Genomic DNA, 23,742 nt, shown 5'->3' on the forward strand with positions numbered 1-23,742 from the left:
TTGCGACCGCTAATGTCAAAATTTGTAAACCATTTTAGGTTCATGAACCTAATATTTAGACTCATAAACCACGGCATTGTGGCCATGTAAGCTTTCTTGGTGCTCAACCTTAAATTGGTAATCAGCAATACCCGGCATGGTTTCGAAACACTGCTTTAATCGCCTTGCTGCATCTTCGCAAAACAGTAAGTTTTTTGCGTTAAGGGCAGCAAATGCTTGTTCATCTTCACGCTTTACGGCGGTTTGTACTGGGGTGCCTATGGCTTGCTCACATACTGTGATAAAGCCGCTAATATCAGGTAGCTTTTCACTACTAAAAGTGACATCGACATACGCATAAGAGCGCTGGCTATGGGGAGTTGCAATTGAGCCCTGTTCACTTGCAAGCCAATTGAGTAAAGAGGCTTTATCTATATGCTCATCACTAAATTGCTTATCGACCGCTTCGCTCAAAAGCTGCCTCGATAATGCCGCTGAGCATGGACAGGTGCTGCTGTAGGCAACATCGACTTTTAAGTTAATGGCAAGCGTTTGCTGCTTAGTAATCGTTAAAACGACAGGGTAAGCATTGTATCCGGCATGGTTGCTAAGTAGCGCTGGTTTTAGCTGTGGTAAATAAAAATGCAGCACCAATTTTGCGCCTTTACTTAAGCCTTTTTGTGATGCTAAAACGGCCTCCATAAACTCACTAACACGTTGACTCGTTAAGCTTTGTTTAGCCAACTGCTGATTAAGTAATAAATAAAGACGTGACATATGAATGCCTTTTGCATCGCTATCAAGGCTAACAAACACATCAGCTTTGGTATTCAGGTGCACATCAACATGAGTTTGTGCAAGCTTCAAAGGCAATGCTATTTTCTCCATGCCGACCCATTTTAAAGGTGACTGAAAATCTACATTAGAGTGCGAGGTAATATCGGGTAATTGCATATCGACTTCTTTTAACGATTGAATGTTAAGGCCATAGCGGCCTGCTTGTGCGGGGTCACTTGTTGCCCATCAAAGACACACTCACCATTTACAAAGGTATGTGTGATTCGGTGTGAAAAAGTGGTGCCATTGAAAGGAGTCCATTGGCATAAGTAATGTGTGTTTGTATGCTCAACGTGCTTTTCTGCGTTTGGGTCAACCAGAACTAAATCAGCAAAGTAGCCTTCTCTGATAAACCCCCGCTCTTTGATAGCAAATCGCTTTGCCACGTTATGCGCTGTTTTTTCAACGACTTGCTCAAGGCTCAACGCACCACGTTTTACCTGCTCAAGTAACGACAGTAATGCATGTTCGACTAATGGCAGACCAGCAGGTGCAGCGCTGTATTGTTGCTGCTTTTCTTGCCAAGTGTGAGGGGCATGATCGGTAGCAATGATATCAATGCGACCATCGCGTACTGCTGAGAGTAGCGCTTGGCGGTCTTGCTCTGATTTTATGGCAGGGTTACATTTAATTTGATTGCCAAAGTTTGCGTAATCATCTTGGTTAAACCATAAATGATGCACGCAAGCTTCGGCAGTTATGTGCTTTTGCTCTATGGGTGCGTTACTAAATAGCTCTAGTTCTTTTGCTGTTGTAAGGTGTAAAACATGTAACTGTGAGCCATAGCGTTTTGCCAGCGATACGGCATACGATGATGATGCATAACACGCTAACTCATTACGAATTAACGGGTGATGCTCTATTTGTAACTCGCCATAACGTTTTTCTAAACGGCGCTGATTTTGTTGAATAACTTCGCCTTGCTCACAATGGGTGGCAATGAGTACTGGGCTTTCCCGAAAAATGGCTTCAAGGGCATGAGGGTGTTCAACTAGTAAATCGCCTGTTGATGCTCCCATAAACACTTTAACGCCGCATACATTTTTAGCATCAAGAGCTTTAATTTCATCGAGGTTGTCTGGGGTCGCGCCAAAGTAAAACGCATAATTCGCAGCGCTCGTTTGCGCTGCTATCGCGTATTTATCAGCAAGTGCTTTTGCCGTGGTAGTCGAAGGTGAGACATTAGGCATTTCCATAAAACTTGTAATGCCACCAGCCACTGCGGCGGCGGATTCACTGGCGATCGTGCCTTTGTGGGTAAGGCCAGGCTCTCTAAAATGTACTTGATCGTCGATCATGCCTGGTAATAGCAACAGACCGCTTGCATCAATTACCTCATCATTGGCCTTGGCACTGATATCTGAGGCAATTTCAGCGATTCGATCACCAACAATTCTTACATCATTTAATGCGCGCTGCCCTTCATTAACAACGCAAGCGTGTTTGATTATGATAGCCATATGACTCCTTGCTTATTCAGCAACATTTGCAACTTATCGTAAAAAAATGCACTCCATGGCAAGATTGATTGCAGACCAAGTTGTTACAATATAACATACCACAAAGTTTTTATTTGGACACTGTTATGAGTCAAAAAGATCTATTAGGTCAGGCTATTTATATTTAAGCTGCAAAGTAACAATTGGCTTTCCAATCTTAGAGAATTTTAACGGCTTATCGCAGCCAATAATCACCTTATCGCAACGTATGAGGTCAATTGTAATAAGACACAGTATGCTGGGCTCATTGATAACATGGTGATACCGGCCTCATACAAGTGCATTTTTGTAATTCGTTTTACCCGCTATGCAAATCAAGAGCTCTTAAAACGTATGTACAAGGTTATATCGACACAATTTAATTTTAAAAATGACAAGAGAAAAACTATGAAACACCTAATCGCAACCGCGATCAGTTCTGCGCTGTTACTCACGGCCTGTTCAGAACCGCAAACAACAACATCAACGCCTAAATCAGAGCAATCAGCATCGGTTGCTGCAAAAGAGCAAGCTAACCCATTGTTTGTGAAAAGCGTATTACAATACGAAACGCCTGATTTCAGTGCGATTAAAGATGAACATTTCATGCCTGCATTTAATAAAGGCATGACTGAGCAAATGGCTGAAGTGCAAGCTATTATCAACAATCCAGCAAAGCCTGATTTTGCCAATACGATTGTTGCGCTTGAGAAAAGTGGTGAGCTATTAACACGCACACGCAGTATTTTTTATAACTTAGCGGGTACGGATTCAAACCCGGCACGTCGTGAATTACAAAAAGAGTTAGCGCCAAAATTAGCGGCTCATAGCGACAACATTTTCTTAAATAAAGCACTGTTTGAGAAAGTAGCGGCTATTCATAGCGAAGCTGACAGCCTTGCCTTAACTGCTGAAGAAAAGCGTTTATTAGACGTTTACTACAAACGTTTTGTGCGTGCTGGTGCAAAATTAAGTGCAGAGCAAAAACAACAAATTCGTGATATCAATACAAAGCACTCGAGCTTAACAACTCAGTTCTCACAAAACTTATTAGCGCTGACTAAAACAAATGTTGTTTTAGTGGATGACAAAGCAGAGCTTGAGGGCTTACCAGCAGGTCAAATTGAGCAGCTTGCCAATGCCGCAGCAGAAGCAGGTCACCCTGGTAAATACCTAATTAAGATCACAAACACCACACGTCAGCCTATTCTGGCAACACTGAAAAACCGTGATTTACGTGAAAAAGTATGGCGTGCATCGGCTGAGCGTGCATTATCGGGCGAAAATAGTAACCGTGATATCGTGGCAGAACTTGCTCAGTTACGTGCTCAAAAAGCGAAACTATTAGGTTACGACAGTTGGGCTGATTTTGGTTTAGAGTCACAAATGGCGAAAAAACCACAAGCTGTATTTGATATGTTTGCGAGTATGATCCCTGCATTAATGCAGAACGTCAACGCTGAAGCGGCGGCTATTCAAGCTAAGATTGATGAGTCAGGTGAACAATTTAAATTACAGCCATGGGATTGGTTATTCTACGCAGAGCAAGTACGTAAAGATAAATACAACCTTGACGAAAATGCAGTGAAAGAATATTTCGAGTTCAACCGCGTTTTAGAAGACGGCGTATTCTTCACCATGAACCGTTTATACGGCATCACCTTTAAACCACGTAACGATATTCCGGTTTACCACCCTGATGTAAAAGCCTATGAGTTATTTGATGAAAATGGAAAGAGCTTAGCCATTTTCTTTGCTGACTACTTTGCTCGTGAAGGTAAGCGTGGCGGTGCATGGATGAGCTCATTCGTTAAACAATCTGGCCTTAAAGAACAAAAGCCGGTTGTCGTAAACGTTATGAACATTCAAAAAGGCGCGAATGGCGAACCTACGCTTATCAGTTATGATGAAGCAACAACAATTTTCCACGAGCTGGGTCATGGCTTACACGGCATGTTCTCAAACGTGAAGTACCCGACTCTATCTGGCACCTCAGTATCACGCGACTTCGTTGAGTTCCCATCAACATTTGAAGAAGATTGGGCCATGTACCCTGAAGTTATCGCTAACTATGCAAAACACCATAAAACTGGCGAGCCGATTCCTGATGAGCTACTGAAAAAAGTAATTCAATCACGTAGCTTCAACCAAGGTTTTGATACCCTAGAGTACGTTGCAGCTGCATTACTTGATATGGAGTGGCATTCACTTTCTGCTGATGCACCATTACAAGACATTGAAAAGTTTGAGCAACAAGCGCTTGCTAAACATGGTGTTGATGTACCATTTGTACCACCACGTTATAAGTCAGCCTTCTTCTCACACTCAATGGGCGGCGGTTACTCAGCGGGTTACTATGCTTACATGTGGAGTGAAATCTTAGCGGCAGACGCCTTTGCATATGTTCAAGAGCAAGGTGGTTTAACTCGCGAAATGGGTAATAAATACCGTAAAGAAATTTTAGAAGTGGGTAACTCTCGTGACCTTATGGAATCGTTCAAAGCATTCCGTGGTCAAGAGCCAGACACCTCAGCGTTATTAAAACGCCGCGGCCTAAAAGCAACGGTTCAATAGCTTACCTTAAGCTTTAAGCTCTAAGCTGTAAGTCAGAAATGTGGGGTTATCGAGTATTTATAACCCCACAGCATTCAACCTGTTGACTCTTCACGTAGGTTGGGTAGAGCGCAGCGAAACCCAACGTTAAGAAGCTGTCAGCCGTCAGCGGTCAGACGCGCGAAACAAGTTTCACGCTTACAAAAAGGCGCTAGGCTATAGGTGTTAGGCGCTAGGTTCTAGGCGCTAGGACGCGATGTAAAATCGCTGCTAAGTCGCATCCCGTACCTCGCACCTCGCTAACTTAAAACACTTCCCGGCTAAAGCCAGTCCTACGCGGAAAACATCAGGCGCTAGGCTCTAGGACGCGATTTAAAATCGCTGCTACCTCGCATCTCGTATCTCGCACCTTTCCCCTCGCTAACTTTACTCTCGCTAACTTAAAACAAAAAAGCCCTTACAGCGAACTGTAAGGGCTTTGTTATCACTATTTAAAAGTCTTATTTACGTTTACGGCGACGGCCGATAAGCGCTAGTGGTGCAAGTAGTAGTGTTAAGAAACCAAAGCTACCGTTGCTAGATTTAGTTACTTTCTTCTCTTCTACTGGCTCAGCTTCGTTAGTTACGGCAACAGTGAACTGCTCTGATACAGAGTCTGTACCATCGCTTACTGTTACTTCAAACACTAACTCGTCATCGCTTGAGATAGCGCCTGGCGTGAAGCCTAGAGTTGCAGTGTCAGCACCTGTAAGTGTTGCTGTAGTACCGCTTAGTTGCGTCCAGGTGTAGCTTAGCGTGTCATCACTGTTACGGTCTGACGCTGTTGCCGTTAATGTGCCTGAAGCAGACTCAGAAACAGACTCATCACCCGATACAGAAAGTAATGGTAGTGCGTTATCACATGCTAATGCATCACCAGCAATCACGTTTGAGAAAATTGGTGACGTTACATTGCTAACAGTTACGTTATCAATCCACCAGCCGAACTCACGTACTGCGCTGTCTGATGACATACGGAAACGTAATTTTGCACGGTTACCGTTTAGTTCAGTACCGAAACGAATTGTTTCGTAGTTACCATAAACACCGTTACCATCAACATTGTTACCTGTGAAGGTATCGCGATCTTGTAGCGCTTGCGCATCGTTTTCGATTAGCGGGCCATCGTAACCAACATCAAATGTGCCGCCCATTTCAGTAACATCTACCCAGTTACCACCGTTTACGCTGATCTCTACAACACCACCATCCCATTCGTTTTCGATTAGGTAGAAGTGCCAGAATGAAACTTCAAAATCACCAGCAAAACCGATATCAAACTCTCTTGATTCAACCGCAACATCTGACTGGAAGTCATTGTTGTTTAGGTACATGGTTTGCTCGCCAAGACCAAAGCCAAAGCTGTTGAAGAAGTTAACATTACCGCCGGTTGCCATGCTTTGTGTGCCAACCGCTAAGTCATCACCTGTCATTACGTTTTCTTTCCAGTCACGTAATGAAGCGCCTGCTACTTCCATATCGTCAGCAGTTTGTGAGCTAACTGGTGCTTTATCTTCAAAGTCCATGTTCACAAGGTAAGATACTGTATCGCTTGCAGCTTCAACAATCTCGTCATCAGCAGAAAGCTCTGGGAATGACACTTCGATTTCAAGTGTATCAGCAGTGCCTGCATCATTTAGTGTAAACGTGATAGGTGCACTTGTTTGTGAAGCGTACGGGTTTGTATCGTCAAATGTGATTAAACCATCATTTTCGAACGTTACATCGTGACCACTAACAACCGTTAACTGTGCTTGAGTACCCGTTAGTACTTCACTACCTGTGTTCATGATGCTAACAGTTAATGTGCCTGTTTCACCTTTGTCTAGCACGTTATCGTTTGAACAATAACCTAGCTCTGCACCGTTGTAGTTTGGATTCATTGCCACATCTTTGAATGTGAAGCTAGCAAGTTTCATTTTGTCAGATTCAACAACACCTGTTAAATCTGTGCTGAAACGCTCTGGTGCTTCAGCACCTAAGCCCATACCACGCTTAGCAAATGCACCTAAGATTAGTTTGTAATCTTCTGGGTCAACTGCGTACGCTGCTGCTAAGATTGCATCACGAGCTTCTGTATATAGCGGAGCAACCGGAGTTAGCTTGTAACCAGCAACTAAGTAGTTAGCCATGCGGTTTTGTGCTTCTTCAAAGCCGTGCTCGTTGATAAGTGCTACATAGCTTTCCCAAAGCATAGTTGCCCAAATTTCACCTGCTGCGTGTGGTGAAGCAACACTTGTTGGTGCAATACCTACATCAGCACCTTCATTTTCAGTAATGTGGCGGAAAGACAGCGGGTTTACTTCCATATTTGTTGAATATGGAACACGACGAATACCATAGTAGAAATCTTCTACGAATGTACCGCTACCGTAAGCTTTTTGGAACTTGTCGTTACCAGGGATGTTAATGTCATCAGCTTTAGCAATGAACATCAGTGAGTGGAAATCACCCCAACCTTCGCCCATCGCACGGCCTTGGAAGTTGATAAGACCTGATGAGTTACCCACTAAACGGTTACTGATATAGTGACCCCATTCGTGAGCAATAATACCGTTATCTAACGTACCGTCTTTTAACGTTGCTTTGTTGAACATATTAACAGTAACAGTGTCGCCTGCAGCGATACCATCGTAAAGTGCGTGACCGTCAGCATAGTTCAGACCCATGTTAGGAATGATAACTGCATCGTCCTCACCGCCCATTGGCGCTGGCTCATCTGTATCTGGGTTGTTGTTTACAACGATAGCACCAATGGCACCCGCTTCTTGAGCGTGTAATACTTTTGCTGTGAAGTTACAAGAACCACGATCGACTAGCGCAATTTTGCCAGCCAGTTCAGCTGCATTTGTTGCAGGTTCACAGCCGTCTGTTACGCTACCAGAATCTACATCATTGCCATCAACTAAACGAACAACTTCGCCCGCGATATCAGCAAATTGCATTTGACCAAAGCCAGATACTTTAGAAGACTCAAGTAGACCAATTGTTTCATCTGATGTTACAACCACACCGAAATCTACACCCACTTTCGCATCTTTCGAATTGTATAAGTACATTTGCATGCGTGGGCTTGCACCGTCAGCAGGTGTTGCCATATTAGCGTTATTTAAACCGCTATTATCTTGCGCTTGTGCTTCGATTGGGTCGCCTTCTACACCACCACGGCCGTAGTTTGATACTTGTGCAACATTTGATGTTTCGTCAAAACCATGGTCATAGAAGAAATCGTGTAAGAAGTTGTTCATGTAGAACAAGTTAACAATTGCCGCTTTACGGTTGTCGTAGCTGTTTGCTACTTGATCAACTTGGTAAGGGTAATCGAATGTGTAATCTGATGTAGTTTCAGCAGTGAAGTCACCTTCAGTGTAACCTTGAGGTGCAATTACATCAGCATAAGCAAATACGTTGTTACCTGATGTTGTTGTAGCGTCATCAGCAAGCCACGGATCCATCGTGCTTAATTTTTTGTAGTAAGACAAGCTTACAAGTGGTGCATCTAGGATTTCAGTTTCATCAATTTGATCTGGACCATCAGCTGGGATCACGTCACCGTGTGGACCTTCCCACGGGTAACCATCTTCGTCAGCCCATACACGGTAGTTAAAGTCTGCCGCGTGTGCTTTTAAGTCTTTCTTGAAATAAACTTTGCTATTTTGCGCGCCAATAACGTAGCTGAAGTAATCGCTTTCTAGGCTGTTTTTATCAGCAACTTCTACTTCAACATAGTATGCAGATTGCAGCTCACCCGCCACTTCAAAGAATACTTTCTTAGCACGTGGCTGACCTAATACAACTTTGTCACCACTTTGGTTAGACACAGTGTACTTAACATAATCACCTTGCTCAGTTGATTTAGTTAAAGACACATTGATATCAGCAAGTTCTTTAATTGCACGTTTAATGCTTTGCTCAGCACCAACAAACTCAGCAAGTGGCGCGAACGACTGCGTTGCATTTGAGCTTGTGTTAGCGAAATAACCAGAACCTGCAACTAGGTTATATTCTTTATCCATGATCAGGTTGTATTCACGGTTGAATACTTCAATGTCATGAACTTTTTGCTTGTATTTAGCTGTAATTGAACCAAGCTTTTGCTCAGATAAATCTGCTAATACAGCGCTTGATACACCTTTTTTAGCTGTACTAACACCTGTTAAGGCATTCAAATAAAAATCTGCAGCGTAAGCATTGCGTTGCTCAGGAAGCACCATAGCCATATCTGGCTTCGCTTGACCTACTGCATTCCATAAGAACGTAGCTTTACCTAATTGCGCATCGAAAATAGATTTGTGACCCGAAACAGTGCGACGCTCAGCTAATGCACGTTGCTGAGATACTTGAGGATTAAATTGTACTTGAGAGCTAACGCTTGAAGCATTATAAAAGCGAGTTTGTTCACTTGCCTGTACTTGAGATGATGCCAAGATAGCCGTTACCATAGTAGCAACAGCTGTTACTTTGAATTGAGACATTCCTTACGTTCCCTATTGTTATATTTTTATTTTCGGTTAACAATCATAACCAAGCCCAATGTACCCAATACAGCAATTAAAAAATAGAATTAATTGTAAACAAAAGTAACAAACAAGCAGGAATGAAATGAACAAAACAATTAAAATACAAACACTTATACTAGCATTAGTACTAGTATCAGGCTGTCAAAAAAATGAAATAAGCGAGCAAAATACAACACAGCAGCCAACAACCAGTTCACAAAAAGAACAAAATTCAGTTAAGGATGTTAAAAAAGCAGTCGAAATCAACAAGCAAAAATCGACAAATGCTTTTAGTAATAATGGCGAAAAAATTACCTTTAATGCACCGACTTTAACCAAGGGCACAGAAGTCTTTAATCACGCAATGCAAGAGCGCGGAATCGCAACGGGTGCAATTTACTTAACGCTAAAAGAAAACAGCTTACCAGTAGCGCTTAGCAGCCAATATACGCTGAAAAAAATGACCAACAAAAGCTATCGCTACCTTGCTGAAAAAGACACTGATTTATTAAAAGTGCAAAACGCTTTTAAACAAAATGCCAATGTCGATATTGTTGAAATTAAAGTTGATTATTCGCCGATAAAAGAGGTGATGTAGAAGCTGTCAGCCTTCAGCTATCAGCCGTCAGACGCGAAACAAGTTTCACGCCTACTTGTAGCAGCGGGTTTATCCCGCGTCATCATGCGATAGGTTCTAGAAGGAGCTGTCAGCCTTCAGCTATCAGCCGTCAGACGCGTGAAACAAGTTTCACGCCTACATCAAACCGTAGGCGTCATGCTTGCATGGCGTGTCTAACATTCAACGCCATTTAATCAAGCTAACTCAACATTCAAAAACAACACTTTTCGGCTTAAAACTTACAGCTGAAAGCTTAAAGCTGTTTTACCTACTCCACCACAAAATCAAAATAGGTGGCGGGATATGCTTGCGGTTGGTAGGTAAAATGCCACCATTCCATTGAATAAGGGGCGAAACCGGCCTCAATCATCAGGCTTTTAAGTTTATATCGATTGGCTTTTTGCTCTGCACTGATGCGTGGATCGTCGGTGTTCGAAAGAGTATCGAACATATCAAACGGTGAGCCCATATCGAGCTCTTTGCCTTTTGCATCAACTAAGGTTAAATCAATCGTTGAACCACGGCTGTGACCCGATTTAGCGGCGATGTAATCACCTAGTAGCTTGTCTTTGCCTAAGTTTGGATAAAACTCAGCTTTAGTGCGGGTATCTTCTAAATCGTTAACCCAACGCACAAAGTGATCAACGGCGCGCTGCGGGCGATAACAATCAAATATTTTTAAGCTCAAACCTTGGGTTTGCGCTGCTATTTGCACATTTTTAAGAGCCGTAGCAGCAGTGCTATGCAATAAACATTTAGGTGCGTTGTAACCATCAACTGGTTTGCCAACAAAGTTATGATGACCAAAATAACGGATATCTAACACAGCATTCGGTAGCAAAGCCCCTACATCCACAAATTCGCTACGTTTATCATCGCTTGGGGTGGCACAAGCAGCGCTTGCACTCATAAGCGCAATACCTAACAAAGAAGTGGATTTAGTTAAACGAGCCAACAAAGTGAATGCCATTTTGATTTTCCATAAATAACTTAATAGCATCCACTATTGCACATTAAATAACTTATTCCAAGATTGAAGGCTCAGAAACTGGAGCAAGATCTTGGCTATATGTGGCATCGACAACTGAGCGGTTACGACCGGTTTTTTTAGCTTGATATAAAGCTTGGTCAGCAAGCTTAAATACTTCATCAATGCTTAATTGCTCAATTGGCCAGCCCGAAATACCAATCGATACATTAATGCAGCCAACCGGGTCAATGTAGCTTTCTGACACCCGCATACGTAAACGTTCAGCCAGTTGATACGCACGTTTTGCTTCGACTCTTGGCATGATCACAATGAATTCTTCACCACCGGTACGAGCAACCACATCACTATCACGAGTAACATCTAACAAAATTTTAGCCAACGACTGAAGTACTACATCACCAATGTCATGACCGAACTCGTCGTTAACCCGTTTAAAGTGATCGATGTCGATAGCCAATACAGCAAAAGGGCAACGTTGAGCGATCAAATGGCTAATTTGCATATCAAGGCTACGACGATTATGCAGACAAGTGAGGGGATCAGTTTGCGCTTCTTGGCGCAATAGCCCTATTTTACTTTGTAATAACCCTACCCCTTTTAACATGGCTTTTCTGAGTTCATTACTTTCAAAGTACCATGAGCGAATTTGTGTCAGCTCAAGTGACGTTGAAGGGCGATCTAAAGTATTTGCAGTTTCGGCTAACTGCCTTAAAGGCTGAGCAATTAAACGTGCTAACACCCAAATCAATATAAATGTGAATACACCTATTGGGGCGGTTTTGATAAACACTTGCCACATTAAATCATCAAGCGGAGCAAGCGTGCTTTCCAGTGGGCGCTGAGTGACGACTCCCCATGGAGCAACTGTCATAGGAGCGTAGCCTGCAAGCATCTCAACGCCTTTGCTGTTGGTAACAAGCTGGGTGCCGGCGTTTCCTTTTAGTACTTCTTCAATTACTTGGTTATCAAACACTTGCTCACCAATACGGCTTTTATCTGGGTGATAGAGTAAGCGATGGTTTTCATCAACCACATACAGATAAGAGCCATCTTGATAATAATGAACTTGCAGCAATTCATTTAAAATGCTGGCACGTTTTAAATACAAAGTGCCGCCAATATAACCAATGAAGTTACTTTGTTTATCGAATAAAGGCTGCGACATAAAAATCAGTAAATTGCCTGCCATCGAAATGTACGGCTCGCTGATCATTGGAGTACGATACGACAAAGCCGCTTTAGTGCCAAAGCTATCTACTTTACGGTTTTGTAGTTTCAATGACTTTGGAGAAACGCCTAAAATATCGCCTTGTGCATTAACAATAATGGTCGAATTAAAACTATTGGTTTGTAGCCTTAGTCGGTCAGCCTCAGCATTAATTAAGCCTTGATTATTAAAATCGTCTTCAAGTATTTTTCCAACATAAGCAAGCTGTTGCTGAGCAGTCAGTAAAAAGTTATCGGTCGCCGACACCAACTTAGCGGCGTATGCTTTATGGTTATTTAGGGTTTTATCTATTAGTTGTTGCTTCTGAACTTGATAGCTCGAGTAATAACTATTTAGAAAGGTAATAAGCGTTGTAGAAAACGCTAACACTAAAATTAAGCGGCGTAGATTTAAACCACGACTAAGACTATTAAGCACGATATTTCTCACATACAGGCCCAAAGTCCATATCGGGTACATCTAATACCTTTATACTAGCAAGATGTTCTGTGTACCTCTATAAAACTTTTGTCATAATTTGATTTAGCGCAAACAAATGAGTGCAATTACTCTAATTAATTAAAGTAACTCTGTTTAAAACTTCAGCTACCAAGCGCTCGTTGAATATGAACAACATCAAAGTTACTTATCAACAACCCTCGTAACTTAACATATTGAATTTAATGAACTATAAACTTAAGGCAGTTAAAATAACGACTAATACGTACGATTTATATTGTTCAGAAAGCAGCTTGCTTTGATGTAATAATTTATTACACTGTAAAAACAAAATTACAATAAAGTTTTCCTATGCGTCACCACTGTGCTGAAATCATCAACAAACTCCCTTCACATCGCCTCATGGCGTTAGATGTAATGCGAGGCTTGACTATTACTGCCATGATATTAGTGAATAACCCAGGTAGTTGGGGAGCGATGTATTGGCCTTTGAAACATGCACAGTGGCATGGTTGGACACCAACCGACTTAATTTTTCCGTTTTTTATTTTTATTGTCGGCATGTCTATCACGCTTTCAGTAAATAGCTTGCGTGCTAAAGGGGTCACTGCTCAACAAATACTAAAATCAGGGGTTATTCGTACCATTAAACTCATTGCCCTCGGTTGGTTTTTAGCCTTGTTTTATTACAACTTTCGAGATCCTTCTTTTAGCTGGCTTGATGACAAGTTATTGCAGTTGCGTGTGTTGGGCGTGCTGCAACGTATCGGTTTGGTCTATTTAGTTGCTCTGTGTTGTTATCTCTATTTATCGCCTAAGAAAATAGCCATTACTTGCATCGCTCTTTTATTGTTTTATGGCGCTGCCATGCTTTATATCCCGTATACCTTGCCAAACGGCGAGGTAGTCAGTGGCTTATGGTTACATGGCAATAACTTAAGTGCCTACATAGACAATGCCGTATTTGGTAGTCATCACCTGTATTATGCCAGTGCTAAGCCACTGCCATTTGACCCTGAAGGGCTATTTTCAACATTACCAGCCATTGCAAGTGCGCTTAGCGGCATCTTGACTGCGGTTTATTTAACTAAGCAACCCAACCTTAAAAAACAAGCCCGTACACTTATTTTTCTGGGTACATTAGCTGTTATTGCCGGCTATGCTATTGAACCAATAACGCCTATCAATAAAGCGTTATGGACGCCAAGCTATGTGCTACTCAGCTCAGGGCTGGCAGCGATTTTCTATGCGCTGTGCAGTGCTATTTTAGATATTTATAAGCTGCGTAGTTGGGGCGCTCCGTTTATTGTATTTGGTGCAAATGCGATATTATTTTTTATGTTTGCAGGCGTGTTTGCACGGCTATTAATTATGATCCCGCTTGGCGATAGCAGTTTAAAAGGCAGTATTTATGGCCTAATACAATTAGTGATCAGCAATGATTACCTCGCTTCTTTTAGCTTTTCACTGCTGTTTTTAGTGGTGTCTTATGGTGTGATGTACAGCTGCTACCGCAAAGGCATTTTTTGGAAAGTGTAAGCTTTAAAATAGATGAGCCAGTCAATCACTGGCTCATCAAATTAGCAATTACGCCCTGTTATATTGCATGGCTTTGTTTATCGAGTAGATACAAAATTGACTGATAACTGATGCCACCGTGTTCAGTTAAACCAATTTCGCAACTACGGCTATTAGACACACCCCGACTACAGTTTTTTGGTACTTGTTGTTTAAGGGTTTTTAGCGCGTTGCCATTGAGCTCTGGTAAGTTAAAGCCCTTATCACCGGCAAAACCACAGCACTCAATATCAGCTGGAATAATCACCTCATTACTACATGCCTTGGCAAGTGATACTAGGCTTTGCTCTTTACCTAATCGCTTAGAACTACAAGTAACATGGAGCATCACCGGCTCATTCACGGGGCTTACCTGCAAATTAGGCAGTAAATGCAGAGCTGCAAAATCAGCACTTTCATAAATTTTGAGTGCCGTATTTTGCGCGGCATTAAGAGTAGTAAGTGCACAAGGGCTGGCATCAAAAACAATGGGATATTGGCCATTATTTGAAAGCGTCTCGAGCTCAGTAAGTAATTGCTCACTTTTGTTTTTAGACTCTTTATTAAAGCCTTTGCTAGCAAATGGCATACCGCAACAAAGTGAATCGGCTTGTTTCGGAAGTATCACTTCATAGCCTGCTTTGGCAGCGAGTGAATAAATAACATCTAGCAGTGGGCGTTTATCATCGGCAAGATTATCAGCCGCAAAAATCCGGCTTGCGCAGCTTGGCATATACACCAACTTTTTCGCTTGTTGGGGTTGTTGAAGCTTTCTATTAATTGGTTGCTCAGCCCTTGGCCATGCCGAGTAATACAGCGGTGTACCAAGTAACTTATTAGCAGGTTTACTCAGGCTTCTTAGGTTACTGCTGCCGATTGCTTTTTCGAGCACCTGCATCACGGTTAAACCAAATCGTGCACCCATTGCAACAACCGCAAAATGCTTGCTAGCAAAGCGTGATAATGACCGTGCAACCTTGTTTGATAAGGCTTGCTTTGCTCTGAGCGATTTTATAAATTCGCCCGTGTTAATCCCCACCGGGCATTTAAGACCGCATAGACCCGTTGCCGCGCACGTATCAATACCAAGGTATTTAAAGTCGGCCTCGATAACACTGAGCTTTTGATTTAACTTCTGTTTGCTTGCTACATCTTCGGTTGTTAGTAATTGACTGTGTAGCTCTGTGCGGTGTCGCCATAAAGTAATACGCTGCCTCGGTGTTAAGCTAAGCCCTTTTGATGGGCAAACCACTTCGCAAAAGCCACATTCAATACAGGTATCGATAATATCATCACTTTTTGGCATGACTTTTAAATGCTGAGTGTGGGCATTTTTGTCGTGATTAATAATAACCCCTGGGTTAAGAATATTTTGTTTATCGAATAGTGCTTTAAGCGCAACCATCACCGCGAAGCCATCGTCTCCCCATTCAGTAGCAACAAACGGCGCCATGTTACGCCCAGTGCCATGCTCAGCTTTTAATGACCCTTTTAGTTCAACCGCCACTAAGTTCGCCACATCAGCCATAAATTGCTCGTATCGGCTTACTTGTTCAGGTGTATCAAAAGCTTGGGTGAATACAAAATGCAGATTTCCGGCAAGCGCATGGCCAAAAATAATGGCTTCATCATAACCATATTTAATAAATAATTGATGCAGCGCATTCACGCCCTCAGCTAATTTATCAAGAGCAAAGGCAACATCTTCAATAATTACAGTGGTGCCAGTTTCGCGCACTGCGCCAACCGCAGGAAACGTGCCTTTACGGATATTCCAAAGTGCCGCATTACGGGCGCTGTCTGCTGAAAACTCAATCGCTGCCAGTTGACTTTGCTTAAACTCAGCAAGAAGTTGCTCGGTGACCTTTGTGAGCGCATCAAGAGCCTGTGCATTTTCAGCTCTTAACTCAATTAGCAGTGCCGCTGATTGCTCAGGGTAGCTGGCCACTTCTTTTGGCATTATGGCATGCTCAGACACCGACATCAGAGCACGTTTATCTAGCAGCTCAACGGCAGCAACATCAAGTTCACTCAGCCTTTGTACCAGCTCACACACCTTGCTGATATCGTCAAAAATAAAGAAACCTGTGTGTTTGTACTGATGCTCAACCACGGTGTGGTAGGTGATATCAGCGATAAAAGCTAACGTACCTTCAGAGCCGATAATTAAGTGCTTAATGATTTCGATTGGATCAGAAAAATCCAGCAGCGCATTTAAACCATAACCCGTGGTATTTTTTAAACGGTATTTATGGGCGATGCGCTCACTCAAATCGGGGTTTTGCTTTACGCTCTCAACAAGGCTCATTAGCTCATCAACCCAAGGGCTATGGCTTTGCAAAAAGTCATTACAGCTTTGGCTATCAGCCGTATTAAGCACTGTGCCATCGGCAAAAATGAGGGTCATATCTTTTACAGTGTGGTAACTGTTTTGCGCCACTCCACAACACATGCCTGATGAATTATTTGCCGCCATCCCCGCTATTTTGCAGCTATTAATAGATGCGGGATCAGGGCCAATTTTTTTACCAAACGGGGCTAATACTTGATTTACTCGTGCACCAATGATCGCCGGTTGTAACCGTATTGCCTCGGCGTCATCAAGTATCTCAAACTTGCTCCAACTATCGCACAACAAAACCAATACCGAATCGGTAATTGCTTGCCCAGATAAACTCGTTCCGGCGGCGCGAAATGTGATGGGTACGTGTTGCTCGTTGGCAGCAATGATCACCTGCCTTGCTTGATTTTGATTGCTCACTAATACAATTAACTCAGGTATTAATCGATAAAAGCTGGCGTCTGTCCCGTACGCATAACGGCGCGAGTAATCTTCTATTAATGCTGACTCTGGTAAAAAAGGTTTAATTTGCTGTTTAAATGCGTGTAATCGAGTTAAAGCCATCTCGCCCCCAGGCTTGTCATATTTACGCTGATGATTATGGAATATATTATTACTTTAAATTGTACTAAAAAGCGACCCATTAAATTGATAAATTATCAACTTGCCACGCTTTTAATAAGTATAAAGGTTTGGTTATTTAAGCCTATTAGCCCTATTTGGTGATCTAACTTAGCTTTTTGCAGTCGGACTCAAAAACCGCTAGGGTAGCAAAAAAATACTGTATTTATATTTAAAAACCCATTAACATCAAGAATAATTTATTCTAAAAACTAAATAAGCGTTTTGCTTTGGAGCTTGCTGTGTTAAATAAGTTTGCACTATCGTCACTGGTTATCGGATTAGGATGTTTCATGCCATTACAATCATCATTTGCTGAGTCTGCATTAACTTTAAAACAACAGTTAGGGCAAAAGCTCATGCTTGACCTACGTTATTACTGCGAGCAAGACCCGGGTGAACAAAAATGCCGTACACCGGTGACAGAGCTGCCGGCCGATTTAGCGAATATCATCACTAAACATAATATTGGCGGGGTGATTTTGTTTGCAGAAAATATCGATACCGTGCCGCAAGTGATCAAACTTAATAATGACCTACAAAAAGCCGCTGCTAAGTCAGAGTTAGGCTTACCGCTGTTTATTTCGATAGACCAAGAGGGTGGCCGAGTTGCCCGTATACCTCGTGATGTTGGTACGTCGTTTACCGGTAACATGTCGATTGGCGCAACCTATAAAGAACATGGTACCCACTTCGCAACTGAATCTGCACGCATTATTGCCGACGAGCTATTGGCACTGGGTGTTAATGTTAACTATGCACCCACGGTTGATGTAAACATGAACCCAGATAACCCAGTTATTAACGTGCGTTCTTACGGTGAAGATCCGCAATTGGTTGCAAAACTAGGTGGTGCCCAAGTGGCAGGGTTTGAAAACAACGGCGTTATTTCATCGTTAAAGCACTTTCCGGGGCATGGCGATACCAATGTAGATAGCCACACAGGCCTGCCAAAAGTAATGCATGATAAAGAAACCATTTGGCAGCAAGACCTCCCCCCTTTTAAAGAAATTATTAAAAACCAACAACCGGGTATGATCATGACTGCACATATTCAATACCCTGCCCTCGACGACAGCACGTTTGTCAGTAAAGAAGGCAAAACCATGATCAAACCTGCAACGATGTCGCGCAAAATCATCACCGACTTATTACGTGATGAACTTGGTTATCAAGGTGTGGTGATCACAGATGCCCTCGATATGGCGGGGATCAGCCACTTTTTTGAACCAATTGAAGCGGTAGTAAATACCTTTGCAGCGGGTGTTGATATTGCCCTGATGCCAATCGAAATCAGAAGCCCTAAAGACTTAGCAGTACTTGAAGCCCTGATTGAGCGATTAGAGCAAGAAGTACAACGTGGCACGTTAAATGCCAACGAAATGAGTGCGTCTGCAACACGTATTTTAAAACTTAAAGAAAAGTTTAAACTTACCTCTTCACTTGATGACGAAGCAGCCATCAAAAAAGCGCAACTTTTACTGGGTGATCAAAGCCATAGAAAAGTAGAAGCGGAATTAGCATTGGCAGCTATCACCGAGGTGAAAAACGAGAAAAACACCCTACCGCTTAACATTAAATCGGGCAGCAAAGTGCATATTATTATGCCAGATACCCGCAAATGCTATGCTTTGCAGCAGGCGTTAATTGATAACACCGATAAGCTAATCAGCTTTAGCTGCACAAGTTTGCAAGGCTATGAGCCGCTTGCAACATTAAAAGAAATTAACGAAGCAGACATAATTATTGCCGCTAATGCGTCACCAAAACAAAGTGCTGTTGAAGTCGGCGGGATGGATGATTTAGCTGATAACCCTGAGTTTGCAATTGCTAAAGCAGATCAATCAGCGGCATTAGAGTCATTGTTAAAACAAGCAAAATTAGCCCATAAAAAGACCGTATTTGTCAGCTTACGAGCCCCTTACGATATTGCCCAATTTGGAAAATTTGGCGATGCTGTACTTGCCACCTATGCTTACAATATAGATGTAGATACAGATGAAAAGATTGCTGGCCCTGCTTTTACAGCGCTGGCAAACGTTTTACTAGGGAAAGCCCCTGCTAAAGGGCAGCTGCCCGTTACTATTAATGACCTAAACTGAGTGTTATTGTAGCAACAATGGGCAAGTGTTAATTTCAAGGAGAGTCACATGCAAAAAAATGCATCTTTAACCACTCCAGCGGCTATTCGTAAAATGGTACGTGAGGGTGACTACACTGGCAATACATCGGGATTTGCACCGGGCTTTGTGCAAGCTAATTTAGTGATTTTACCTAAACAATACGCGTTTGATTTTTTGCAGTTTAGCCAAGCAAACCCGAAAGCTTGCCCAATCATTGCAACTAGCCGTATACCGGGCGTTACCGATATGCCAACTGTTGGTGAAGACATTGATATTCGTAGCGACTTACCCCGTTACCGCGTCTTTAAACAAGGCCAAATGGTTGAAGAGGTTACCGATATTACGAGTCATTGGCGCGACGATTTAGTCACCTTTTTAATTGGTTGCTCGTTCTCATTTGAAGAAGCGCTGATTGCCGCGGGTCTTGAGATCAGAAACATCAGCGAACAAAAAAATGTGCCTATGTATGTGACCAATATGGCTTGCCAGAGTGCGGGGATTTTTCACGCCAATATGGTTGTAAGCATGCGCCCAATGAAACCTGCCGATGCCATTCGCGCGATCCAAATTTGCAGCCGTTTTCCAAGTGTACATGGTGCGCCTGTGCATTTTGGTGACCCTGCGGCAATTGGCATTAAAGATATCAACAAACCTGAGTTTGGTGATGCGGTAACCATTAACGATGGCGAAGTACCGGTATTTTGGGCCTGTGGTGTGACTCCACAAGTTGCAATTGCCAACGCGGCACCTGATTTTTGTATCACGCATAGCCCAGGGCATATGCTGATCACTGATATTCCAAATAGTAAAATGGCAGCGTTATAAATGACGATGAAACTAAACTGTGACCTTGGCGAAAGCTTTGGTATGTGGAAAATGGGCTTAGACGAGCAAGTTATGCCACATATTGATATGGCAAACATTGCTTGTGGCTTTCATGCTGGCGATGCCGATGTGATGGCAAACACCCTAGCCCTCGCCAAGCAGCACAAAGTAATGGTTGGCGCACATCCAAGTTACCCAGATAAGCAAGGCTTTGGTCGCCGCTCAATGGCTATGAGCGAAAAAGAGCTGACCAATTGCCTGCATTATCAAATTGCTGCAATTAATGGTATGGCTGCAGTACATGGTTTAACGCTCGAATACGTTAAGCCGCATGGTGCATTGTATAACGATATGATGAGTGACGAGCAAACGCTGAATATCGTTATGCGTGCAGTGGCAAGTTATGCAAAGCCATTAAAATTAATGATTTTAGCTACCAACCAAGCAGCCAAACACAAAGTACAAGCAAACGATCTTCAACTAGAACTCATTTTAGAAGCGTTTGCCGACCGTCAATACACAGACGAAGGTAAGCTTGTTGCACGTTCTTTAGCCGGCAGCGTACATGACAAACCGGCGCTAATGGCGCAGGTTAAACAGTTAATAGCACATGGCACAGTTACAACGCGAAGTGGTCAGCAGCTGGCACTTAATGCCGACAGCCTGTGTGTACATGGCGATAATGAAGCGGGTATTGCGCTCATTCAAGAGATCAAAGCACTATGTCAGCAAGCCTAAGCGACGCAGCGCTAAGCCAACAAATTGAAACCATGATGGTTGAACAAAACCCGCGTGGTATGCAGCATTTATACGCAAAACAACTAACGGGTACGTATTTACGTGCAGCAAAATACCTTTATAAAGCACAAGGTACTGTGTTGATAGGTACGGGCTTTGCGGTCAACAATACCTTCGAAACCGATGGTCCGGTTGGTGCAATTGCACTTTACAAGGTGCTCGAAAAGCTTGGTAAACAGCCTATTTTGGTTACTGGCAACCCCCTTTACAGTGCCTTGAAAAATGACTTTAACTGTTTTGAGCTGCCAATTAATAGCATTGATAATGCGCACACTTTTAGCATTAAAGCCCTTGAGCAGCTAAAACCTGATTGTGTTTTATCAATAGAACGCCCGGGGCTTAACGAGCATCAGCGTTATTATAATATGCGCGGTATTGATATTTCGGAGCATTGCGGCTGCTTTGATTTTTTTGTAACAGAAGCACCTTGCCCCACCATAGCGATTGGTGATGGCGGTAACGAAATAGGCATGGGTAACCTTGCACAGCATATGCAAGCGCTAAACATCACTCCTTGTTTAACTCCTTGCGATGAGCTGTTACTCGCCGATGTATCTAACTGGGCAGCATACGGACTCATTGCCTTTTTAAGTCGCTGGTATAACACCGATTTGCTGGCTGATATTGAGCCACTCAACATTTTGCATTACCTAAGTGAGCGCGGTAGTGTCGATGGCGTCACCCATAAAAATGAGCTCACCGAAGACGGCCTGCATGCAATGCATGGTCAACAATTAATAACTCGGCTTCGCCAACTTGGCGGCTTTACGACAGAGAATGAGGTTTAACAATGGGAACGGTATACCTAAACGGTGAATACCTTGGCGCTGATGAAGCAAAGATTTCACCAATGGATCGCGGCTTCTTATTTGGCGATGGCATCTATGAAGTGATCCCATCATACCAAGGCAAAATGCTTGGCTTTGGCGCACATATTGAGCGTATGAATAACGGTTTAAACGAACTTGAAATTAAGCTCGATTACAGTGCCGATACATGGCGTAAAATCTGTAATGATTTATGCGAGAAAAACAAAGGTGACAACCTAGGGATTTATTTGCACGTTAGCCGCGGCGCCGACACTAAGCGTGCCCACGGTTACCCAACTAATATTACCCCGACCGTATTCGCGTTTGCTTTTGAAATTCCAGCAGAGCCAAAAGGCGAGATCGACAATGCAACAACTTACACTGTATCGCTTGAGCAAGACCGTCGCTGGCAACGCTGCCATATTAAATCAACGGCACTGCTTGGCAACGTGATCCATTACCAGCACGGTGCAGCAGCAGGTAACAAAGAAACCATTCTATTTAACCGCTTAGAAGAAATAACCGAAGCTAGTTCAAGTAACGTGTTTATTGTAAAAGAGGGTGTGATCAGTACGCCACCACTTGATAACCAAATTTTACCGGGGATCACCCGCTGGTTAATCCTCAATATTCTTCACAGTTACAGTGACTTTAAAGTGCAAGAGCGCATTATTAGTAAAGATGAGTTACTTGATGCCGACGAAGTATGGATCACCAGCGCCACTAAAGAAGTTGGCCCAGTTGTAAAAGTAAATGGCAAGTTAGTTGGCGATGGTAAACCTGGTGCAGTTTGGCAACAAGTGCAAAGCTTGTTTACCAAGCATAAGTTTGATTACTAATTTAATCGCACTCAAAAACAAACGCCTACTCAGAGTAGGCGTTTTTGTTTTAGCTGTTATTTAGTGCTTATTTTATCAAATGGCCAAGCTTGCAATAGCCCATCACTGGTTTCTGAATATAGTTGCTTACCATCGTAAGCCACACTCAGAACCGACGTTCGCTGGCGCTGTTGTTTAGCTTCGTATTCAGCGATTAGTTCACCATCTGCAACGCGGTATAAACGCATCTTCATTTTTGGTGAGCCCGTTAATAGCCATTTATCTTGATTGATAAATTGCGATGCAGTGAATTCAATAAAGTTAGAGTATGAGGCCACTTCTGATAGCTCTTTTTTATTAGCTAAATCAAAGAATACACGATCATCAACCGAGTCAATTGCAAAGCCCAAGCTTGCTGTTTTATTTAAAGTAACGTGATTCACTCTAGTCGCTAAACGCTCTTCAAAGCGAGTGCTACCATCACTTGTTGACCAAAGCTTAACGTACTTGTCGCTTGAGCCAGTAAACGCCCACTGACCATCAGCCGATAACGCCACGCTATTAATATCTAAACGATGAATATCAAAACGCTTTGTATCGCCTGTGCGGGTGTTTATCACCTCAGCCTTGCCGCTACGATAAGCGATAACCAAAGTATCGCCTACGGCTGAAATAGCGATGTCTCTAGCGATTTCTTGTCCGGTAAGCCAAGTACCAATACTACGCCCAGTGCGAGTATCGTATAAAGTCACCGATAATCGATTTGAAATGAAAAAACGAGATTTGTTAGCGCTAAAGCCCGCAAGCTCAACATGTTCAGCGCCCTGCCCTGTTATACAATCGTATAAACGCGCTTCTAACTGATTATCCCAAACGCACACCTCAGATTGGGTTGCCACTAACGCGTGACTCGCATCCTCGGTTAGCGCCGTGGCACTTAGTAGCTCATTGCCATGGGCAAATTCACTACTAGCAGGGGCAGTAAACACCTCACCTCCATCACAGCCCACAAGGCTTAGTGCAAATACACAGCACAGAGGTTTAAACAGTTTCGACGTCATGATCATTCTCAATTTTTATAATTATTTTTGTATTGGAGCAGTGTAATGAAAATAAGCGGAAGTTGGTAGGGGAACTAGCTGTCAGCTTTCAGCCGTCAGCCATCAGTTTTTGTAGGCGTGAAATTTAT

15 protein-coding genes are annotated in these 23,742 nt (G+C 42.9%); 8 read left to right on the plus strand and 7 right to left on the minus strand.

Features of this window, described 5'->3' with window-relative positions; translation table 11 throughout:
- Window positions 1-48: 48 nt before the first annotated feature.
- Both folE2 and NFU46_RS12140 read right to left on the minus strand, forming a co-directional pair.
- Entirely contained in the window at window positions 49-933 is an 885-nt protein-coding gene (gene folE2, locus NFU46_RS12135; protein ID WP_251602172.1) for a GTP cyclohydrolase FolE2, read from the minus strand.
- Window positions 934-944: 11 nt separating this feature from the next.
- Window positions 945-2,276 carry a dihydroorotase gene (locus tag NFU46_RS12140; RefSeq protein ID WP_251602174.1) on the minus strand — a complete coding sequence of 444 codons (1,332 nt, stop codon included), beginning with the start codon at window positions 2,274-2,276 and terminating at the stop codon, window positions 945-947.
- A 426-nt stretch (window positions 2,277-2,702) separates the two neighbouring features.
- On the opposite strand from NFU46_RS12140, the gene NFU46_RS12145 reads away from it, so the two are divergent.
- Entirely contained in the window at window positions 2,703-4,868 is a 2,166-nt protein-coding gene (locus tag NFU46_RS12145; RefSeq protein ID WP_251602176.1) for a M3 family metallopeptidase, read from the plus strand.
- Window positions 4,869-5,347: 479 nt separating this feature from the next.
- Here the strand turns inward: NFU46_RS12145 and NFU46_RS12150 are convergent, their stop codons facing one another.
- Complete coding sequence (locus NFU46_RS12150) at window positions 5,348-9,361, minus strand: rhombosortase-dependent M36 family metallopeptidase (RefSeq protein WP_175081369.1); 4,014 nt, start codon at window positions 9,359-9,361, stop codon at window positions 5,348-5,350.
- Window positions 9,362-9,488: 127 nt separating this feature from the next.
- Between NFU46_RS12150 and NFU46_RS12155 the strand changes: the two genes are divergently transcribed.
- Window positions 9,489-9,983, plus strand: coding sequence for a hypothetical protein (locus tag NFU46_RS12155; RefSeq protein WP_251602178.1), 495 nt, complete (start codon window positions 9,489-9,491; stop codon window positions 9,981-9,983).
- A gap of 289 nt (window positions 9,984-10,272) precedes the next feature.
- Here NFU46_RS12155 and NFU46_RS12160 read toward each other — a convergent pair whose 3' ends face one another.
- Both NFU46_RS12160 and NFU46_RS12165 read right to left on the minus strand, forming a co-directional pair.
- A complete protein-coding gene (locus NFU46_RS12160) occupies window positions 10,273-10,974 on the minus strand; it encodes a M15 family metallopeptidase (RefSeq protein ID WP_175081371.1) in 702 nt (233 codons plus the stop codon).
- A 52-nt stretch (window positions 10,975-11,026) separates the two neighbouring features.
- Complete coding sequence (locus NFU46_RS12165) at window positions 11,027-12,652, minus strand: sensor domain-containing diguanylate cyclase (protein WP_251602180.1); 1,626 nt, start codon at window positions 12,650-12,652, stop codon at window positions 11,027-11,029.
- A 360-nt stretch (window positions 12,653-13,012) separates the two neighbouring features.
- On the opposite strand from NFU46_RS12165, the gene NFU46_RS12170 reads away from it, so the two are divergent.
- Window positions 13,013-14,200 (plus strand): acyltransferase family protein, encoded by a 1,188-nt coding sequence (locus NFU46_RS12170; RefSeq protein WP_251602182.1) that lies wholly within the window; start codon window positions 13,013-13,015, stop codon window positions 14,198-14,200.
- Between the two features lie 58 nt (window positions 14,201-14,258).
- On the opposite strand, the gene NFU46_RS12175 is transcribed toward NFU46_RS12170, so the two are convergent.
- Window positions 14,259-17,123: an FAD-binding and (Fe-S)-binding domain-containing protein gene (locus NFU46_RS12175; RefSeq protein WP_251602185.1), complete on the minus strand. Its 2,865-nt coding sequence runs from the start codon at window positions 17,121-17,123 to the stop codon at window positions 14,259-14,261.
- A 350-nt stretch (window positions 17,124-17,473) separates the two neighbouring features.
- Between NFU46_RS12175 and NFU46_RS12180 the strand changes: the two genes are divergently transcribed.
- From NFU46_RS12180 to NFU46_RS12200, 5 genes are read left to right on the plus strand one after another with little or no spacing between them, the layout of a single operon-like run.
- Window positions 17,474-19,282: a glycoside hydrolase family 3 protein gene (locus NFU46_RS12180; protein ID WP_251602187.1), complete on the plus strand. Its 1,809-nt coding sequence runs from the start codon at window positions 17,474-17,476 to the stop codon at window positions 19,280-19,282.
- Between the two features lie 48 nt (window positions 19,283-19,330).
- A complete protein-coding gene (locus NFU46_RS12185) occupies window positions 19,331-20,128 on the plus strand; it encodes a putative hydro-lyase (protein ID WP_251602189.1) in 798 nt (265 codons plus the stop codon).
- Between the two features lie 6 nt (window positions 20,129-20,134).
- Window positions 20,135-20,866, plus strand: a complete 732-nt coding sequence (locus NFU46_RS12190; protein ID WP_251602386.1) for a 5-oxoprolinase subunit PxpA — start codon at window positions 20,135-20,137, stop codon at window positions 20,864-20,866.
- On the plus strand, window positions 20,851-21,714 hold the full coding sequence (locus NFU46_RS12195) for a glutamate cyclase domain-containing protein (RefSeq protein WP_251602191.1): 864 nt from the start codon (window positions 20,851-20,853) through the stop codon (window positions 21,712-21,714). Before NFU46_RS12190 ends, NFU46_RS12195 begins: the two co-directional genes overlap by 16 nt.
- A 2-nt stretch (window positions 21,715-21,716) precedes the next feature.
- The gene (locus NFU46_RS12200; RefSeq protein WP_175081377.1) at window positions 21,717-22,574 is read left to right on the plus strand and encodes an aminotransferase class IV; all 858 of its coding nucleotides are present in this window, start codon (window positions 21,717-21,719) and stop codon (window positions 22,572-22,574) included.
- Between the two features lie 56 nt (window positions 22,575-22,630).
- Here the strand turns inward: NFU46_RS12200 and NFU46_RS12205 are convergent, their stop codons facing one another.
- Window positions 22,631-23,614, minus strand: a complete 984-nt coding sequence (locus NFU46_RS12205) for a WD40 repeat domain-containing protein (RefSeq protein WP_175081378.1) — start codon at window positions 23,612-23,614, stop codon at window positions 22,631-22,633.
- Window positions 23,615-23,742 lie beyond the last annotated feature (128 nt).

Source organism: Pseudoalteromonas sp. NCCP-2140, assembly GCF_023708065.1.
GTDB lineage: Bacteria > Pseudomonadota > Gammaproteobacteria > Enterobacterales > Alteromonadaceae > Pseudoalteromonas.

Excerpts from the sequence above, each read along its gene's own strand:
- NFU46_RS12205 (WP_175081378.1), bottom strand. The coding sequence starts at position 23,614 with ATGACGTCGAAACTGTTTAAACCTCTGTGCTGTGTATTTGCACTAAGC.
- NFU46_RS12175 (WP_251602185.1), bottom strand. The coding sequence starts at position 17,123 with ATGGCTTTAACTCGATTACACGCATTTAAACAGCAAATTAAACCTTTT.
- NFU46_RS12200 (WP_175081377.1), top strand. The coding sequence starts at position 21,717 with ATGGGAACGGTATACCTAAACGGTGAATACCTTGGCGCTGATGAAGCA.
- NFU46_RS12145 (WP_251602176.1), top strand. The coding sequence starts at position 2,703 with ATGAAACACCTAATCGCAACCGCGATCAGTTCTGCGCTGTTACTCACG.
- NFU46_RS12155 (WP_251602178.1), top strand. The coding sequence starts at position 9,489 with ATGAACAAAACAATTAAAATACAAACACTTATACTAGCATTAGTACTA.
- NFU46_RS12160 (WP_175081371.1), bottom strand. The coding sequence starts at position 10,974 with ATGGCATTCACTTTGTTGGCTCGTTTAACTAAATCCACTTCTTTGTTA.
- NFU46_RS12190 (WP_251602386.1), top strand. The coding sequence starts at position 20,135 with ATGAAACTAAACTGTGACCTTGGCGAAAGCTTTGGTATGTGGAAAATG.
- NFU46_RS12150 (WP_175081369.1), bottom strand. The coding sequence starts at position 9,361 with ATGTCTCAATTCAAAGTAACAGCTGTTGCTACTATGGTAACGGCTATC.
- folE2 (WP_251602172.1), bottom strand. The coding sequence starts at position 933 with ATGCAATTACCCGATATTACCTCGCACTCTAATGTAGATTTTCAGTCA.
- NFU46_RS12195 (WP_251602191.1), top strand. The coding sequence starts at position 20,851 with ATGTCAGCAAGCCTAAGCGACGCAGCGCTAAGCCAACAAATTGAAACC.
- NFU46_RS12140 (WP_251602174.1), bottom strand. The coding sequence starts at position 2,276 with ATGGCTATCATAATCAAACACGCTTGCGTTGTTAATGAAGGGCAGCGC.
- NFU46_RS12185 (WP_251602189.1), top strand. The coding sequence starts at position 19,331 with ATGCAAAAAAATGCATCTTTAACCACTCCAGCGGCTATTCGTAAAATG.
- NFU46_RS12170 (WP_251602182.1), top strand. The coding sequence starts at position 13,013 with ATGCGTCACCACTGTGCTGAAATCATCAACAAACTCCCTTCACATCGC.
- NFU46_RS12180 (WP_251602187.1), top strand. The coding sequence starts at position 17,474 with ATGCCATTACAATCATCATTTGCTGAGTCTGCATTAACTTTAAAACAA.